14 protein-coding genes are annotated in these 17,981 nt (G+C 49.7%); 3 read left to right on the top strand and 11 right to left on the bottom strand.

What is annotated here, in order from left to right; genetic code table 11:
* Positions 1-210: 210 nt before the first annotated feature.
* From ACFSUC_RS09995 to ftsE, 5 genes are all read right to left on the bottom strand, one after another.
* The gene (locus tag ACFSUC_RS09995; RefSeq protein ID WP_379929407.1) at positions 211-1,518 is read right to left on the bottom strand and encodes a PDZ domain-containing protein; all 1,308 of its coding nucleotides are present in this window, start codon (positions 1,516-1,518) and stop codon (positions 211-213) included.
* A gap of 136 nt (positions 1,519-1,654) precedes the next feature.
* Entirely contained in the window at positions 1,655-3,145 is a 1,491-nt protein-coding gene (locus ACFSUC_RS10000; protein ID WP_379929408.1) for a S41 family peptidase, read from the bottom strand.
* 115 nt (positions 3,146-3,260) lie between these two features.
* Positions 3,261-4,553, bottom strand: a complete 1,293-nt coding sequence (locus ACFSUC_RS10005) for a murein hydrolase activator EnvC family protein (protein WP_379929409.1) — start codon at positions 4,551-4,553, stop codon at positions 3,261-3,263.
* A gap of 16 nt (positions 4,554-4,569) precedes the next feature.
* Positions 4,570-5,475, bottom strand: a complete 906-nt coding sequence (gene ftsX / locus ACFSUC_RS10010) for a permease-like cell division protein FtsX (RefSeq protein ID WP_379929410.1) — start codon at positions 5,473-5,475, stop codon at positions 4,570-4,572.
* Positions 5,465-6,151 (bottom strand): cell division ATP-binding protein FtsE, encoded by a 687-nt coding sequence (gene ftsE / locus ACFSUC_RS10015; RefSeq protein ID WP_379929411.1) that lies wholly within the window; start codon positions 6,149-6,151, stop codon positions 5,465-5,467. The genes ftsX and ftsE overlap by 11 nt, the downstream gene beginning before the upstream one ends.
* A gap of 308 nt (positions 6,152-6,459) precedes the next feature.
* On the opposite strand from ftsE, the gene ACFSUC_RS10020 reads away from it, so the two are divergent.
* Together ACFSUC_RS10020 and ACFSUC_RS10025 are read left to right on the top strand one after the other, a co-directional pair.
* Entirely contained in the window at positions 6,460-7,941 is a 1,482-nt protein-coding gene (locus ACFSUC_RS10020) for a VanW family protein (RefSeq protein WP_379929412.1), read from the top strand.
* A gap of 172 nt (positions 7,942-8,113) precedes the next feature.
* Complete coding sequence (locus tag ACFSUC_RS10025; protein ID WP_379929413.1) at positions 8,114-8,605, top strand: hypothetical protein; 492 nt, start codon at positions 8,114-8,116, stop codon at positions 8,603-8,605.
* 176 nt (positions 8,606-8,781) lie between these two features.
* Here the strand turns inward: ACFSUC_RS10025 and ACFSUC_RS10030 are convergent, their stop codons facing one another.
* Positions 8,782-11,031: an MMPL family transporter gene (locus ACFSUC_RS10030; protein WP_379929414.1), complete on the bottom strand. Its 2,250-nt coding sequence runs from the start codon at positions 11,029-11,031 to the stop codon at positions 8,782-8,784.
* 139 nt (positions 11,032-11,170) lie between these two features.
* Between ACFSUC_RS10030 and ACFSUC_RS10035 the strand changes: the two genes are divergently transcribed.
* Complete coding sequence (locus ACFSUC_RS10035) at positions 11,171-11,785, top strand: TetR/AcrR family transcriptional regulator (protein ID WP_379929415.1); 615 nt, start codon at positions 11,171-11,173, stop codon at positions 11,783-11,785.
* A 301-nt stretch (positions 11,786-12,086) separates the two neighbouring features.
* Here ACFSUC_RS10035 and argH read toward each other — a convergent pair whose 3' ends face one another.
* The 5 genes from argH to argB all read right to left on the bottom strand — a co-directional run bounded on the left by argH (position 12,087) and on the right by argB (position 17,953).
* Positions 12,087-13,505 carry an argininosuccinate lyase gene (gene argH, locus ACFSUC_RS10040; protein WP_379929416.1) on the bottom strand — a complete coding sequence of 473 codons (1,419 nt, stop codon included), beginning with the start codon at positions 13,503-13,505 and terminating at the stop codon, positions 12,087-12,089.
* A gap of 36 nt (positions 13,506-13,541) precedes the next feature.
* Positions 13,542-14,771 carry an argininosuccinate synthase gene (locus tag ACFSUC_RS10045; protein ID WP_379929417.1) on the bottom strand — a complete coding sequence of 410 codons (1,230 nt, stop codon included), beginning with the start codon at positions 14,769-14,771 and terminating at the stop codon, positions 13,542-13,544.
* 141 nt (positions 14,772-14,912) lie between these two features.
* The gene (gene argF, locus ACFSUC_RS10050) at positions 14,913-15,893 is read right to left on the bottom strand and encodes an ornithine carbamoyltransferase (RefSeq protein ID WP_379929418.1); all 981 of its coding nucleotides are present in this window, start codon (positions 15,891-15,893) and stop codon (positions 14,913-14,915) included.
* A gap of 35 nt (positions 15,894-15,928) precedes the next feature.
* Complete coding sequence (locus tag ACFSUC_RS10055; protein WP_379929419.1) at positions 15,929-17,110, bottom strand: acetylornithine transaminase; 1,182 nt, start codon at positions 17,108-17,110, stop codon at positions 15,929-15,931.
* 51 nt (positions 17,111-17,161) lie between these two features.
* The gene (argB, locus tag ACFSUC_RS10060; protein WP_379929420.1) at positions 17,162-17,953 is read right to left on the bottom strand and encodes an acetylglutamate kinase; all 792 of its coding nucleotides are present in this window, start codon (positions 17,951-17,953) and stop codon (positions 17,162-17,164) included.
* Positions 17,954-17,981: the final 28 nt, after the last annotated feature.

Here is a 17,981-nt window from a genome sequence, read left to right on the forward strand (position 1 = left end):
TATGAACATACTGCGGAACTTTGAATCTGCAAACGATGACATAAGAATATGTGTTCCCATATTCTCCTATTATACTGAATATGGGTAAAGCATGCAAATGAAGCCGAGCTTTCCATACAAATAAAAAAACCGGACTGTGCTAGCACCGGTTTCATCATACATATAGCCTGTCTAATGTTCTATGTTTACTCCTTTATGGGGTTGCGGTCATCACCCTGTAAAGGGAGGTTGATGCTCATTGGCGGATGCTTTGGATCGGGATTTCCAGCCCGATGCGCTTCGCTTCAGAAACGCGGCCAAGCCGTGCGACTGAAAGGAGACATATCCCGGTGCATCTTCGTCCGGTGACAAGATAAGGCCCAACTGATGATGCTCTCCTGCATAAATGGCTCTTTGCAAAAATCGCACTTCTCCACGGTGATCCTTGACTTCCAGTTTGCAAAACGCAGACTGGGCAGCAAGCGCTTCATGGAGCTGTTCCTTGCTGCGAACGGGTATACCGTTCACTTTCGTCACGATTTCGCCAGCCATGAGTCCAAGCTTGTCTGCCGGCGTACCCGGAATGACCGCGAGAATCTTCAATCCATCTGAACCATGAATAAAATAAGGCGGTTGTTCTTCCTCACGCCATTGTGCCCTGCGAATCATCCATTCATGCACCCCTACGGTCAACAGGCCCGCAATGAGCATGATAATCGGTGACAGCTGAACCAGGAATGAAGTGCCCAGGACAAACAGTCCATATACAGCGAGCATGAACGAAGCCCGTTTCATTTTCTCAGCAGGCAGTCCGGATTTGACAGTTTCGCCGAACCCAATCAGAACGGGAAAGGCAATCAGAGACATGCCATCACTCCATCCATCCCCCACGAGCAGCGGTGACCATGGCAGCTCAAAACCACTTCCCGAGGGAACCAGCAGTAGCAGTGGCACTGGCCAATAGCCATTGACCTGATAGCCGCCCACGATCTTACCGCGCTTCCCTTCCAGAAATAAAGGGCTTTCCATTCGGGCCTTTGGCAAGCGTAAAAAATACCCCTCGATGATATGCAGTACAGCGGTCAACGCCAGGAGAGCGGCCACCGATACTTCTTCAATCTGTCTGGCCCACCATCCCAGATAAGATACCTCCAACAGCTGAGGGAAAAGGAGCACCACGGCCTGCATTACAGCCAGCAAGCCTGCTCCATACGCCATGCACACATATCTCGCCTGAAAAAGGACCATAACCATCGCTAGAATCCAAATGGCAGCGAGGGTGGTAAAGCTGAACCCTGCCGCCAGAAAAGACAGGATGATCGAAGCTATCGCACCTGCCAGTATGCCCCATAACACAATCCGAACGGTATAGGGAATGAAGGCCTGGAGTTTGGTATGAAACATTTTTCGTTCCAGATAAATCTGCCTGCGAACCTGCAAAATAACGAACAGGATCGACAACATATATAACGGGTGCAGTACAAGATGCAGCAGGGCACGCAGTCCCTGTCCCCACACTTCAGAAGCAATTTCCATCATAATGCCTGACTCCTTATGTTCATACTTTTATCCATGCCATGGGCCGTAACAAAATAAAGAGAGGCTGAGCCGATTCTCAACCTCTCTTACTTCGCTCCATACAAGGGTAATTCCTTCTGCAATCCTGCGTTCATTTTTACGGATTGAGACGGTTGTTCATGACCTCGATCGCTTTTTGCAGATGAAGGTCGCTCTCCGGCAAACGAAGTTTTTCAATGTATTTCTCTTCAATGCGGGTGGCTGTTTTTTCATTCACGATGCCATCCATCGGAAGCTGCTCGATTTTTTGAAAAGCTCTTACAGCCAGTTTCGTCTGTTCACTGAAATAGCCGTCCGTCCGGTCGGTTTTGTAGCCAAGCGCGGTCAACATCAACTGCAAACTCCGCACTTGTCCATTGTTGTCATCGTACTGCAGTTCCTCATCCTTGGGCAGGATGGTGGCCTGAAAATAATCAGGCAGTTCCACTTTCACATCGGGCTGAACACCTTTTTTGTTAATGTCATTCCCATTTGGCGTGAGCCACTTCGCAATCGTCATCTTCAAGGAACTTCCGTCTTCTCCCCCGCTATCAAAGGTGGATTGTACGGTCCCTTTGCCAAAGGAAGGCATTCCGACGACTTGCATGCCGGCTGATTCCTGAAGCGCTGCAGCCATAATTTCCGAGGCACTCGCACTTCCTTCATTGATAATCACAACAACTGGGTAGGTCTTGGAACCATCCTTCGATTTTTCCTGTTGTCTCTGACCACTCGCATCCTCGACCTGTACAACGATCTCACCGGCAGGTACAAATTTCTGCACCATGCTGATAACGACGGACAGAACGCCACCCGGGTTGTTGCGCAAATCAATGATGAGTCCCTTCATATTTTGCTTCTCCAGCTCCGCCAACTGCTCCTCAAAACTTGTGCCTGTATTTAATGCAAATTGCCGAATATCCATATAGCCGATTCCATTATCGAGCATCTCAGTGAATACGGTGTTGATATCGATATCATCGCGAACGACAATGATCTCCATCGGTTCTGACTGTGTACCACGCACGATTTCCAGTTTCGCCTGCGTCCCTTTCGGGCCTCGAATTTTGGCTACCGCTTCATTGAGTGTCAAGCCCAGCAGCTTCTCCCCATTGACTGAAAGGATAACATCCTTGGGCAATAATCCCGCTCGCTCTGCTGGTGAGCCCTTGATCGGCGCCATGATCGTTACTTTGCCCTCATCCATGGTGACCTCGGCTCCAATTCCGGAGAACTGGGATTCAAAGACGGTTTCATTGAATTGCTCGGCCTGCTCTGTATCCATATATACGGAGTAAGGATCCTTCAGCGAATCCAGCATTCCGGTAATTGCACCGTCTATGACTTCATTGCCATCCATCTTCTCCACGTATTTATTTTGGATCAGACGATAGGTTGTTGCAATTTTTTGCATCTGCTGCTCGGTCATGCCATTCTGTTTCCAAAATGGCGGCTGTGCTTCCTCCATTTCAGGTACCCCTTGCTGGGAATCATGAAAAACAGAAGATTCCCATGCGTCCATCACATTGGGAATCAAGAGTGTCAACATGCTGCCCGCAAGCATTGAAATGATGACCATCACAGCAACAGTACGTCTGTTCTTGATCATTTCTTTCCACCACCTTAGCCCTTCGATCTCCATAATCTGTTTAGTATATGAGGGGCTCGTACAAAATATGTTTGCTTATGGGAGCTTGATATGAGGCCATTGCTATTTTTCTATGTTAGTTAAAATTGATAAACGATGCTGGATCGATACGTTCTCTGCCTTCATCTTTGCGAATTTCGAAGTGAAGGTGATTGCCTGTCGATCTTCCGGTTGTTCCAACTTCCCCGATCTTTTGTCCGCGATCCACAACCTGACCATTCTTCACGGAAATGCGGCTCATGTGGGCGTAATAAGTCCAGTAGCCGTTATGGTGATCGATAATGACAATGTTTCCAAACGAGCTCCACGCATCGGCATGGATGACGGTTCCAGATGCAGAAGCCACAATTGTAGTGCCGCCTGGCGCTCCGATATCTGTGCCACCGTGAAAGGCACTTTTGGCACCCGTAATCGGATCGACCCGATACCCGAAGTTGGAGGTTTTAGGATACCATTGATCTAACGGATAACCGAACTCTCCGCCACTATTTGCGGTGACGACTTGGTTGGTATTGTTATTTGTATGATTCTTCGTTGCATTTTTCTTTCTCGCTGCTTCGGCTGCAGCCGCAGCTGCTGCTGCTGCACGAGCCCGTTCTTCTTCCTCCAGTTTTCTCTTCTCGTTGGCTTTCTTGGAGATTTGGCTGGCGGTTTGTCTGAGCAGCTCGTCCATCTCTTCCCCATAGCTTTCCAGATGGTGATGCTCTTCCTCCATGCCTGCGATCATGACGGCTTTCTTCTTCTCTTTCAGCGCAAGCTGGTACCGGATATCTTCCATTTGCTGATAATCCTCGGTCAGCGAGGCCAACAGCCCTTCAATCTCCAGCTTTTGATCCAGAACGATCTGTTCGTCCCGCTTGTTCTGTTCCAGAATATCCTTGTCCTGATCTACCAAGGACTTCAAGCCATCAAATCGATCGAGGAAATCAGCAAAGCTCGTCGATTCGAGCAACACTTCCAAATAGGAGACATCCCCGTTCATATACATGATCTTCAGTCTGGATTTCAACTTCTCATCACGCGCTACGATACGCGCTTGTGCATCAGCCAGGCGCGTTTCTGCATCTGAAAGCTGGGTTTCCGTTTGCTGAATGCGCTGCTGCGTCTTTCTTAATCTAAGATCAGTTTCTTCGATTTCATCCATGATTTGATCCAGATCGGCTTCCGCTGTCTGTATCTCCACCTCAAGAGAGGACATCTTGTTCATGGCTTCCTCGGCATTTTGCTTTGCATTTTGCTGTTGTTGTCTGAGCGCGGCAATCTCTTTGTCCAGTTGAGAAATACTGGTTTTGGCAGTACCTTGGTCAGTAAAAGTAAATGATGCGACAATGAGGGCAGCAAAGAGACTCCAGATGGCTACCTTTTTCAAATGCGCTCCTCCTTCTCTATACCTTTAAATATTTGCGTACGGACAATGTGCTTCCCCATACTCCGATAATAATTCCAATCGCCATCAAGAGGCCTCCGACTGAATAGACAATCTCTGAACTTGGGATCAGGCTGATATATAGCAGTCCCGTGTCTTGCTGAATATAATTGAACAATTGATTGTATCCATATAACAACAACAGAACCGGAATTAACGATCCAATAAATCCAAGCAAAGCACCTTCGATGAAGAACGGCCAGCGTATAAAGCTATTGGTCGCACCCACCAGTTTCATAATGGAAATTTCCTTGCGTCGGCTCAATATGGTCAGTTTGATCGTATTGGCAATGAGGAACATCGCCGTGAAAGCCAATCCGACGACCAGAATAATCCCCACCCAACGGATGGTATTGGTGACCATAAACAGCTTCTCGACCATACCTTCACCATATTTCACATCGGTAACGGGCGGAATTTCCTTTCCTTCGTTCATTTGCATGATTTTGTCCGAAATCTCTGCTACCTGCTTCGGGTCCTGCACTTCAACGGCAAAGGAGTCCGGTAGTGGATTGTTGTCCCCATCCAGTCCCTCCACGACTTCACCAAGCTTGTCCCGCAGCTGCAGCATACCCTCTTCCTTGGAGATGAAGGTGACCTTCGTCACTTCGGGGATCGCACCGATTTCATTTTGCAGCTGATTGCGCTGCTCCTGATCAACAACAACATCCAGGAACACCCGAATCTCTACCTGACCCTCGATTTCCTCTGTCATGTGCCCCACATTGAGCGCCAGCAGTAAAAATACGCCCAGGATAAACAATGAAATGGCAATCGCACTTGCAGAAGCAAATGACATCCAGCCGTTGCGGAATACATTTTTAGAGCCTTCACGGAAGTGTCTCCCCAGGGTGCTAATCTTCATATCCGTATTCACCTCTATATTCGTCCCGCACGATCTTCCCGCCCTCGATGGCGATTACTCGCTTCCGGTAGTTGTTCACAATGTCTCGATTATGCGTTGCCATTACGATGGTGGTACCCCGCAGGTTAATTTCCTCCAGCAGGTTCATGATGCCAACGGAAGTCTCGGGGTCCAGATTACCGGTAGGCTCGTCTGCAATAATCACAGCAGGGCTGTTCACAATGGCCCGCGCGATCGAGACGCGCTGCTGCTCTCCGCCAGAGAGCTGGTTCGGCATGGACTTTGATTTATGCTTTAACTTGACGAGATCCAGAACTTCCATCGTTCTTTTCTTGATTTGCTTGCGCGGGGCTTCAATCGCCTCCATTGCAAACGCGACATTTTCATAGACGGTAAGTTGCGGGAGCAATCTGAAATCCTGAAAGATAACCCCGATATTCCGTCTGATATACGGGATTTTACGCTGCTTCAGCTTAGCGAGATTGAAGCCATTGACATGAATATGGCCTTTGGTAGGCTTGACTTCCCGATACATCATTTTCATAAAAGTTGATTTACCAGCACCGGAAGGACCGACGACATAGACAAATTCATTTCGATCTATTTTTATATTAATGCCCTGGATTGCAGAATGATGGTTCGGGTAGGTCTTCCACACGTCTTGCATTTCTATCAATCTGATCACATCTCCTCATCGGGTTACCCATTAATACCTTTCGACACACCGTGCAGAAATCCTCTCAAATTGCGCTAAAATTCCGCGAAATACATGCACTTCTTTCCCTGTTGGCATAGATGATCGCACACGAAGCAGAAAATGGCATATCCGAATAAATCTATCGTTATTATAGCATAGACACCTATTGACAAAATGGTTCAATAGGCCGAGTTTCGACAAGCAAATGTTTCCAATCTATTGGTGTTAAAAAGAGGTTGTCTGACATACATATGTGGCAATAAAGCCAAATGGATGGTGAATGTGCGATGTCCGTATTCAAATGGCGAGCTCAGGTGAAATGGCTCCTGCTCGGGTTGTTATGCATCACGATCTTGGCTGCAGGCAGTCTGGTCGGGCTGACCGTCTACGCCCATTCGCCCAAGCTGCCTAAAGGCATGAAACTGCACGGCCAAGTCATCGATCAACTGCACGTGCAGCAGGTACGTGAGCAGCTGCACCATTTCAATACGACACTCGAACAGCGAACCTTCACCCTGACGCTGTCCCATGCCCTCTATGGCACCAACCTAACCGTAACCGGTCAAGAGCTGGGTTTATCTGTGAATGTGGATGCTGTGATGCGGGAACTGTCCCTGCTCACTCATGGCTCCATCTGGCAAAGGGCCAGACATCGCAAACATTTGGAGGATACGTCACATGCTTTCCACATTCAGTGGAATTCTTCTATCCTCGAAGCGTTCTGGAAACGTCAGTTTGGTGAGATGGAGCAGGAAGAGCCTCTGCCTGCCAAGCGTGTGATCGACCGCTATGATCGCATTTCCTATGAACCGGAAACCATCGCGTGGCGAATTGATCGATCGAGCTTTAAAGAGCAGGTGCGTGAATTGCTGCTTCAACAACTTGAACAGCAACCCCTTCAGCCACCTGAGATTCAGGAGGCTATTTCCATCCCTGTACAGCAGTTCGCACCGGAATCGACAATTCAGTCGCTAAAAAATGAACAAATTGAGCAGAAAGTGAGCCAATACACGACTTCATACACTCGGTCTTCCGCCGGACGGGTTCACAACATTGAGAAGACAGCCGCCACTATAGATAAGATGGTGCTCCATCCCGGTGATATTTTTGACTATCAGGAGGTGATTGATCTTACGCGTTCCACGTACGGTTTTCGGGAGGCTCCGGTCATCGTTAATGGCAAGCTGGTGCCCGGGGTAGGCGGAGGCATTTGTCAGGTCTCCTCTACGCTCTACAATGCCGCTCTGCTATATGGACTTGAAGTGATAGAGAGACAGCCGCATTCCTTGCCTGTGTCCTATGTTCCTCTGGGGCAGGATGCGACCTTTGCGTCCGGCTCTATCAATTTTCGAATTCGCAATCAGACCCATTCCTCGGTGCTGATTCATACAGAAACAGCTGACAAGAAGCTGACGGTCAAATTGTTCGGCAAACGGGACCCCGCGGTTCGTTATCATATCCGATCCGAGATCGTGAATACGTTGCCGCCTCCGGACAAATTCGTCTATCAGTCTTCACTTGGGAAAGGCCAGTCCAGGGTACTGAGTCAGGGGAAAACCGGATATGAAGTGCAGACCACACGCGATCTGTTCAGACAGGGAAATCTCGTCTCTTCTACTCTTATCTCCAAGGATCGCTATGCACCCAAACCCAGACTTGTCGCAGTCGGAGAACAGCCGAAATCATCATCCCGCTCCCCTGCACAGAAGCAGAACAAGCCCATTGTCGAGGATGGTATTTTGGGGCCTGTTTTCATCTCCCAGCCTTAAGCAGTCTTACGCTATTCATCGATGCGGTGCAGGCATAGACACCGACCTATTTCAGTGATGTTTTCCAGTCATTCGCATATACTATTCGATATGCAGGCCGATATACAGGCAGCAAGCACCTCTCGGGTCCAATCCGATTCACACCGCAGATGAAGGGGAGACTAGTTCATACATGAAAGCCAATATGTGCTGGACGATGCTTGTGCTCGCGGGATTTCTTCTCCTGGCCGGATGCCAACAGCAGGTGGTGCATGCCTCCCACATTCGATCCGATACGTTTTCCACCACCATCCATCTACCTGATGTACATCCTCGAGCCGGAGATCGCTTTGTCGTGGAAACCGCCCTTGTCAATCATTCCGAGCGGGCGTATGAAATTCACCACGGGGCTCCACTTATTTTCATTGAAATTGAAGCAGACAACTGGTCAGACACGGAGCCAAAGGTCAATCTGGTCTTGGATATTGAGGCCGTCATCGAGCCGCATGAGGAATATGATCCGGATACAGAGAATTTTATCAACGGCATGAGAACACTGAAACTGGATGAGCCTGGACGCTACTTGATCAGGGCGACTGCCCATTTCTCCGTATGGAATCCGGCTACGGGACGGAGTGAAGGCTTTGCCATTCATTCTGAAGCGGTACGGATTGATGTTCGTTGAATGAAGTCGGCTACAGAAATTGCAGGCAGATAACGAAAAAAAGAAAGAGATCACGCATGTAGCTGCGGATCTCTTCGTTATTTGTCTTCACCTGTCTTGAGTTGTCTTGATCTTTGGTTACTTCTCCTGATCTGTCCGACCTGAGGGGAGATTCCTTCTCAATCCCTCACCTACGTCTACAGGTGCGTGGTTGCTCCCTGTTCAGTCGCGGTCTCTACTTCACGATGCTTGCCTGGCCAGAATGCGAGAGAGCCCAGCACGGATGTGATCGCAGGCACCAGGAACGGTCGTACAATAAACGTATCCAGCAGGACCCCGATGGCTGTAATCAGCCCGAAATGTACGAGCACCTGGATAGGCAGAGTGGCCAATACCGCAAAGGTACCTGCCAGAATGAGACCCGCGGACGTAATGACGGAGCCGGTCTCGGCCACGCCTTCTCTAATCGCTTGCTTGAGCGGCATCTGTTTTCGTTTCTTCCAGATGCTTGACACCATGAAGATATTGTAATCCTCTCCCAGTGCAACAAGGAAGACAAAGGCATACAGCGGTATGAAGCCCTGGATGGCATCGGCGCCCATAAAGTAATGAATGACGATCCATCCCAATCCCAATGCAGAGAAGTAGGAGAGAAGAACGGTGCCCATCAAATACAGCATGGCAATAAATGATCGGAGATAGAGCAGCAGCAAGAGCGCGATCATGATAATGACAACCGGAATGATTCGCTTGGCATCTGCATCCGTTGTTTCTCTCGTATCATACTGTTCAGCTGTTTGCCCGGCAATCCATACCTTGCTGTCGGCATCAGCAATGCCTGCATCCTGTAATATCTTACGCGTCTCTTCCATCAGCAGCGGAATGAAATCCATCGCTTCGTTGCCGTACGGATTCAGGGTAAATTCCACTTCTGCGCTCACAATATCCGGATTGTTTTGACCGGATTTCGGCTCCAATACCTTGGCCACTTTCTCGAGCTCACCCAGCTTCTCCTGAAGCGGAAGATCTTTCCCCTCCGTATCGACAATGACTTTGGCCGGAGCCAGCTCTCCCTGTGAAAAATGCTCTCCGATCAGTTGGAAGCCTTCACGTGAAGGCACGTCTTCCGGAAAAGAGGATAATGTATCGAATGTATATTTGACCTGTGGCGAGAAAGCGGCAAAGCTTCCCAGCAGAACAATCGTAGCCAAAATAACGGTCCATGGCTTTTGTGTAATCCAGTTGCCGATCATGACGCCAAAGCGATTCGGCTTTTGCGGCTTTGGCTCCGGTTTTCCTTTTCGCTGTGCCCGCTCTCTCCGCATTTCCAGTGTGCGCGGAACAAACGGGAAGAAGGATGTCCGGCCAATAATCGCCAGCATCGCTGGAACAAGTGTAATACTGGCGATCATCATAATGAGGATCGACAGACTGAACGGAATCGCGAAACGGTTCAGACCGCCATAATCAGCAAGCAACAGTGCCAGTAATGAAATCACGACCGTAAAGCCGCTCATGGCAATCGCGCCCGTTGATCCGGTTACGGCCTGGAATAATGCTTTTGTCTTGCTGGATTCGACCATCAGGAGCTGTCTGAAACGGGCAATCAGGAAGAGACAGTAGTCGGTACCGGCTCCAAAAAGCAGCACCGTCATGATGGACAGCCCTTGTGAATCGACCACAATCCATTCCTCACGCGCCATCCATCCCAGCAGCGGACTGATCACCCCATAGGCAAACCCGACGGCCACGAGCGGGATGAGAGCCAAAATAGGTGATCGATAGATGAGCAACAAGAACACCAGTACGAGAATGACCGTGGCAATTAGCAGGGAAACATCGGCGTCACTGAACAATCCAGTCGCATCAATCTGGATGCCGACAGGGCCGGTGATGCGTGCACTCAATTCCTCACTGCTGTCCACATCAGCCGCAAATAAATCTGCATTTGTAATCTGATCCACTCTCTCTTGGAATTGATCCATACTTTCCTTCAGTTGATCTACATCGGCTTCCTTGTTGAAGAAAATGGGCAGCACGAAGGTCGAGCCATCCTCTGACAACTGACCTTTTACTGCGGGCAGCGGCAGTTCATGAAGCGGGACGATAAGAGACTGATTCGGAAGTGGCTCCTGCGTAAATGCAGCAGTTAACTGCTGTACAATCTGAACATCTCCATCGGTCATCCCCTTCTCCCGATGAAGCACAATTAACGCCGGTACGCCCGATTCACTCGGAAATTCCTGCTTGGCGATCTGTTCTGCCTGAACCGACGGCAGAGAATCAGCCAGATTTTGCGCATTTTCATTCGTCTGACTGTTTCCTTGCGGAAAAACAGCATTCAGTATGACCACCAATGAAATCCAGATCCCTAACGTGATCCAGCGGCTGTAGGTGCCGCCTACTAACTTGGCTAAGCCTTTTTTCTCTGAAACTTGCTGATCCATGATATCGCTCCTTTTCCCATCCATTCGTCATGCTTTCATTTTCAATATCGATCATTCAGGCTATAATACAAACAGAAGTCAAACTAATTATATATACCGGAAGGTTAATTTTCAAGAGGGAAAGGAAGAGGTGATGGTTATGCAGCAGGAATCCAGGCGTTCGCCAGGGAGACCCAAAAAAAATCCGCAACTGGATCAGCAGACCAGCCTGCTCATATTGCGTACGGCTGCCGCATCTTTTATGGAGTTCGGCTATGAGAAGGTTTCCCTTGATCACATTGCCAAGCAGTGTGGTGTGACCAAGGCGACCGTGTATTACTATTACGCCAACAAGGCCAATCTGTTTACGGAGTCCGTCGTCACCATGTTCCGTAATATTACGCAACACGTCACGCGGTATCTCACCCAACCCAAGCCATTGAAAGAAAGATTGCTGGATATTGCCGCTGTGCAGATGGGGAATGAATATGGAGAGTTTGAGACGTTGATGAAGGAAGCATCCTCGCATCTCAGCGCGGAACAAATTGAGCGAATTCGACAGGGAGAAGTCAGTGTCCATCATGTGATGATAGAAGGATTTCAGGAAGGAATCAAGACTGGGGATCTGGCCGACTATGACCCCATGCTGCTTTCCCTTGCCTTTGCCTCCATGCTCATGATGGGAAATCGGGAGCTGATGATGCAACAGTATGATAATCATCAAGATGCCGCACAGGCCATTGTGGAGCTGTTCTGGAACGGGGCTGGCAAGTAGAGGATAAGAGTATGGATTATTTGGTAGGGGGTTTATCAATGAGGTTCTTTCTTTTCATCTTCACAACGGCATTAGTTGTTTCTGTCGTATTGTTCTAACTTCTTGGATCTCTATTTTCTATAGAAGACGATCTAGGTATGATCCATCTTTTTGGCATGATCATCATCCAAAATGCTTTCATTATTGGGCTGGTCAGCAACATCAAAATGAAAGCACGCTAAATATCCTTACCAAAATATCTTTACCAAAAAAAAGAGAAGCTCCGTCTCCATCGGACATCGCTTCTCTTCACCAGTTCGTCTTATCGCTGGTCGTGCTCTCCTTTTTCTGCGACCCACTGCTTGGTGCCTTCCAGTTGGTCTTGTGCACGCTCTATGGCTTTTGCCACCTGTGGCTTGGCCGTTCCCCCGTAGACATTGCGTGCGTTGACCACTTGCTCCGGCTGAAGCACGGCATAAATGTCATCCTCAAACAATTTGGAGAACTGCTTGAATTCATCCAGGTTCAAATCAAGCAAATACTTTTGCTGCTGAATGCAGTACAGCACCGTTTTGCCAATCACTTCGTGCGCTTGTCGGAATGGCAATCCCTTGTTCACGAGATAATCAGCGATGTCTGTTGCATTGGAGAAGTCCTGATTAACGGCCTGTCTCATGCGCTCTCCGTTGACTTTCATGGTAGAGATCATAGGCGCAAACAGTTGCAAGGCGCCCTGCAACGTTTTGACCGTATCAAACATACCTTCCTTGTCTTCCTGCATATCCTTGTTGTACGCAAGCGGCAAGGATTTCAGCAAGGTCAGCAAGCCAATCAGATGGCCATAGACTCTCCCCGTCTTCCCGCGAACGAGCTCCGGCACGTCCGGGTTTTTCTTCTGGGGCATGATGCTGCTGCCTGTACAGAAGGCATCATCCAGTTCGACGAAATTGAATTCGGTGCTGGACCACATAATCAATTCCTCACTCAATCTGGACAGATGCATCATGATCAAGGAAGCGGCAGAGAGAAATTCCACGATAAAATCGCGATCACTGACGGCATCCAGACTATTCTCATAGACCTCGTCAAACCCGAGCTGCTCTGCGACAAAATGGCGATCGATCGGGAAGGTAGTACCAGCCAGTGCTCCCGCTCCAAGCGGCAATCGGTTAATCCGTTTCACACTGTCTTGCAGCCGTTCAATGTCACGCTGAAACATAGAGACATAGGCCATCATATGATGGGCAAACGAGATCGGCTGAGCCCGTTGCAAATGCGTATAGCCCGGCAAGATGGTATCCAGGTGCGTCCTGGCCTGCTGAAGCAGCGCTTCCTGCAGCTTGGTCAGCATATCTACGAACTCGACAGTCCGACGGCGCAAATACAGGTGCATATCCGTCGCTACCTGATCATTGCGGCTGCGGCCGGTATGCAGCTTGCCTCCAACTGAACCGACTTCCTCAATCAGCATGCGTTCAATATTCATGTGAATGTCTTCGTCACCGACCGAATATTCCACTTCACCCCGGCGAAGTTTACCCAGCACTTTATGCAGACCTTCCTTGATGGTCTCCACATCTTCTTCCGGGATAATGCCACATTTCCCCAGCATGGTCACGTGTGCGAGGCTGCCTTGTACATCTTCCTCCGCCAACTCCTGATCAAAACCGATCGATGCGGTATATTCCTCTACTAACTGGTTGGTTTGCTTCGTAAAGCGTCCTCCCCACAATTTTGACACGTTGCTTGCTCCTTCCTTACCTCTATCTGATTTCGCTTATTTCCCCTGAACGCCCGCAGATACTTTCAGACGCAGCGCATTCAATTGAATAAAGCCTGTTGCATCGTCCTGATTGTAAGCCTGGCTCGGGTCTGCTTCCATCGTTGCGATATCCGGATTGTACAAGCTAACCGGACTCTTCACGCCCGCCGTCATGATGTTTCCTTTGTACAGCTTCACCCGAACGGTGCCAGTGACGTTTTTCTGGCTCTCGGTCACCAGTGCCTGCAAGCAGAGACGCTCCGGTGCAAACCAGAAGCCATTGTACACCAGTGTGCTGTAGCGCGTAATCAGGGAATCACGCAGATTCATCACTTCGCGATCCATGGTCAGGGATTCCATCACCCGATGTGCATGGAACAATACTGTTCCCCCTGGGGTTTCGTATACGCCTCTGCTCTTCATACCAACAAAGCGATTCTCTACCATATCAATCCGGCCAATGCCGTGCTTGCCGCCCAGCTCATTCAGTGCTTCCATCACCTGCAGCGGATTCAATCGCTCCCCGTTAATAGAGACACAGTCCCCCTGCTCAAATGCGAGCTCGACATACTCGGCTTGATCCGGTGCCTCTTCGGGCGATACACTCAGCACGTACATATCCTGATTGGATGCAGCTGTCGCATCAAACCATGGATCCTCAAGTGCACCGCTCTCAAAGCTGATATGCAGCAAATTGCGATCCATAGAGTAGGATTTGGCAGCTGTAGCCGTCACATCAATGCCATGCTGCTGTGCATAGGCGATCATCTCCGCACGTCCAGGGAATTGATCACGGAATTGCGCATTGCGCCAAGGGGCAATGACTTCAATGTCCGGAGCCAGAGCTGCCACGCCGAGCTCAAATCGAACCTGATCGTTGCCTTTTCCGGTTGCCCCGTGTGCAATCGCGGTCGCCCCTTCCTTGCGGGCAATCTCCACCATGCGTTTGGCGATAAGTGGTCTGGCAATGCTCGTTCCAAGCAAATATTGCCCTTCATACATCGCACCCGCCTGAAACATCGGATATATGAAGTCGGCTGCAAATTCTTCTCTCAAGTCATCAATGTACACCTTGGACGCTCCTGTTTTCAGCGCTTTCTCCTCAAGTCCGTCCAATTCTTCCTTCTGCCCGATATCTGCGGTGAAAGCGATCACTTCTGCGTCATACGTTTCCTTTAACCAGGCTAATATAACCGAAGTGTCCAATCCACCGGAATAAGCCAATACGATTTTTTGCTTTGCCAATACAAACACCCTTTCTCCTCTATGCAAACGAGATTTTATTTCCTCTCATCCCTACTGGCCTGCATCCCAATATTCCCTTTATTACTCATATTTCCTCTAAGACTGTATGCTGTATGTTCCCTGCAAGCCTTTCGAAGTGGCTTATCCCATCAATGCAGCCAAGATCGCTTTCTGCGCATGAAGACGATTTTCGGCCTGATCATAAATGACACTGTTGTCGCCATCAATCACACCTTCGCTCACTTCTTCTCCACGGTGAGCAGGCAGACAGTGCATAAACAGATAATCTGGCTTGGCCAGTTCCGTTAATGATTCATCCACCTGAAAGTCGGCAAACGCCTTTTCCCGAGCTGCTTGCTCTTCTTCAAATCCCATGCTCGCCCATACATCGGTATAAATGACATCGGCATCCGCAACGGCTTCCTTGGGATTATGGGTGAGGGTAACCTTGCCGCCATTGAGCGCAGCATGTTCAATGGACAGCTCCGTCACTTCCTGATCGGGCTCATAGCCTTCTGGCGTGGCCACTGCAATGTGCATGCCGAGTTTGGCTGCACCCATCATCAGGGAATGAGCCATATTGTTCCCATCGCCAATATATGCGATTTTAAGTCCTTTTAGCGGTCCCTTCTTCTCCTGGATCGTCTGGTAGTCAGCCAACGCCTGACACGGGTGAGACAAGTCCGTCAGGCCATTGATGACCGGAATGGTCGCCGCACGTGCGATATCAATGACGTTCTTGTGGCCAAAGGTACGAATCATGATGCCGTCCAAATAGCGGGACATGACTTGACCGGTATCCCAGATGGGTTCCCCGCGACCGATTTGCAAATCATTGCGGCTCAAGAACAGGGCGTGACCGCCAAGCTGGTACATGCCGACCTCAAAGGACACCCGTGTCCGGGTAGAGGATTTTTCAAATATCATTCCGAGCGTCTTCCCTTTCAGCGGATGATATACCTCTCCTGCTTCTTGCTTCGCTTTCAGTTCGATCGCAAAATCGATCAGGTATTGAATTTCCTCCGGTGTATAGTCGACCAGCGCAAGAAGATCTCTTCCTTTCAGCTGCGCTGCTATTTCCGGATGGAAGGTAACGGTACTCGTTTGTGGCATTTCAGTCATCGGTATGATCATACTCCCTTCTTCTGATTATGGATCTATTTTTCCGTTCCCAGTACCTGTTCCAGAATGGTCATTGCTTCATCCAGCTCTGTCTCGGTCACGAGGAAGTTCGGCAACAAACGCAATACATTCGGTCCGGCCTGCACGACGAGCAGCCCCTTTTCTCTGGCCTGCTGGATATAGTCGGCCACGGCATGATCAAATTGAATCCCGATCAGCAATCCCTTTCCGCGAATCTCAAGGACATCCTTACGTCCGCCATACCGTTCCTGCAATCTGGAAAGCAGACGACTGCCCAAGTCCGCAACGCGATCGATCAACTGCTGCTGATCCATCGTTTCCAGTACAGCAAGACCGACGGAGGACGCGATCGGGGTGCCGCCAAACGTTGTGGCATGACTGCCAGGGCCGAATGCTTCTGCCAGATGGGCCTTTCCAAGCATGGCACCAATCGGGAAGCCGTTTCCGAGCCCTTTGGCTACGGTGACGATATCCGGCTCGATGCCGTAATGCTGATAGGCGAACCATTTGCCCGTTCTGCCAATCCCTGTCTGGATCTCATCGACGATCATCAATATTCCGTGTTCACGGCACAATTCGGCTACGCCTTGTACGAAAGAGGGCTCTGCCGGATTCACACCACCTTCTCCCTGTACCATTTCAAGCATGATGGCACAGGTACGGTCGCTGATTTTGGACGCCAATGCATCCAGATCATTATACGGTGAGTATACAAAGCCAGCCGGAAGAGGGTGGAAGCCATCTTTTACTTTATCCTGACCGGTTGCCGTCAGTGTGGCGAGCGTACGACCATGAAAAGACTGTTCGAAGGTCACAATTTCGTTTCGCCCTGTTTGAAGCACGTTTTGATGATATTTGCGTGCCAGTTTGATTGCCGCTTCATTGGCTTCAGCCCCACTATTGCAGAAAAAGACTCGGTCCGCATCACTGATTTCGATGAGCTTCTGTGCAAGCTTTTCCTGTTGTGGAACCTGATACAGGTTGGACACATGCCACAGTTGGTCGACTTGCTCATGCAAGGCGGCCTTTACGGCCGGGTGACAATGCCCGAGGTTGGTCACGGCCAGGCCACTCACAAAATCCAGATAAGCCTTCCCCTGTTCATCCCACAATCGGCTGCCCTCTCCCTTCACAAACGCCACCGGTGTCCGTGCATAGGTAGGAAACAGGACTTGCTGCTTCGTCGTCTCTGTCATCTCGATCTCACTCCCCTTGATTCATGGTATCTATCGTTTACCGTTTGTTGCTTATCCCTTGCGAATGGCGGTGCCTTTCGCCCGGCCTTTCAGTACGTCGGTCATGGCGCCAGCTTCCTTGCCGCTAATAATGACCACTTCCGATACGCCGCCTTCAAGGCTCTTCAGTGCAGCACGCACCTTTGGAATCATGCCGCCATAGATCTCGCCACTATCGATCATCGTTTCAATTTCCTGTTCGGTAACGGTTTGCTGGATCACTTTTTCGCCGTTTATAGTCTTCATAATACCGGGGACATCGGTGACGACAATCATCCGTTCCACCCCAATGGAGGAGGCGACTGCGCCCGCTGCCGTATCTGCATTGATGTTGTATCGCTGACCAGCCTGATCAATGCCCAACGGAGCAATCACCGGTATGAAGCCCATTTGTGTGAGCCCATGGATGATGTCTCCCCTCACGCGGGTGACTTCACCGACAAAACCAATTTCATGTGCATTGGCGACGGGTGCAGCTTCAATCAATGCGCCGTCAATTCCGCTAATGCCGAGCGATTGCGCGCCTGTCTGATTGATTTTTCGGACGATTTGCTTATTAATCTGACCGGATAACACCATCTCCACCACGTCGAGGACGTCTTCGCTGGTTTTACGCAATCCTTGAACAAACTCCGTTTCAATTTGCAATTTTTCCAGAATGCGGGAAATGGCGGGTCCTCCGCCATGTACAATGACCGGCATCATCTGTTCTGCCTGCAGTTGCCTGAGCTCCTCGAAAAATGATTCCGGCAGCTCTGCCACGGTGCTGCCCCCGCATTTCATTACAAAATGATGCATTTCCATACTTACCGTGCTCCCTTGCTATATCGAT

The sequence above is a fragment of the Marinicrinis sediminis genome (assembly GCF_042685085.1).
Lineage (GTDB): Bacteria > Bacillota > Bacilli > Paenibacillales > KCTC-33676 > Marinicrinis > Marinicrinis sediminis.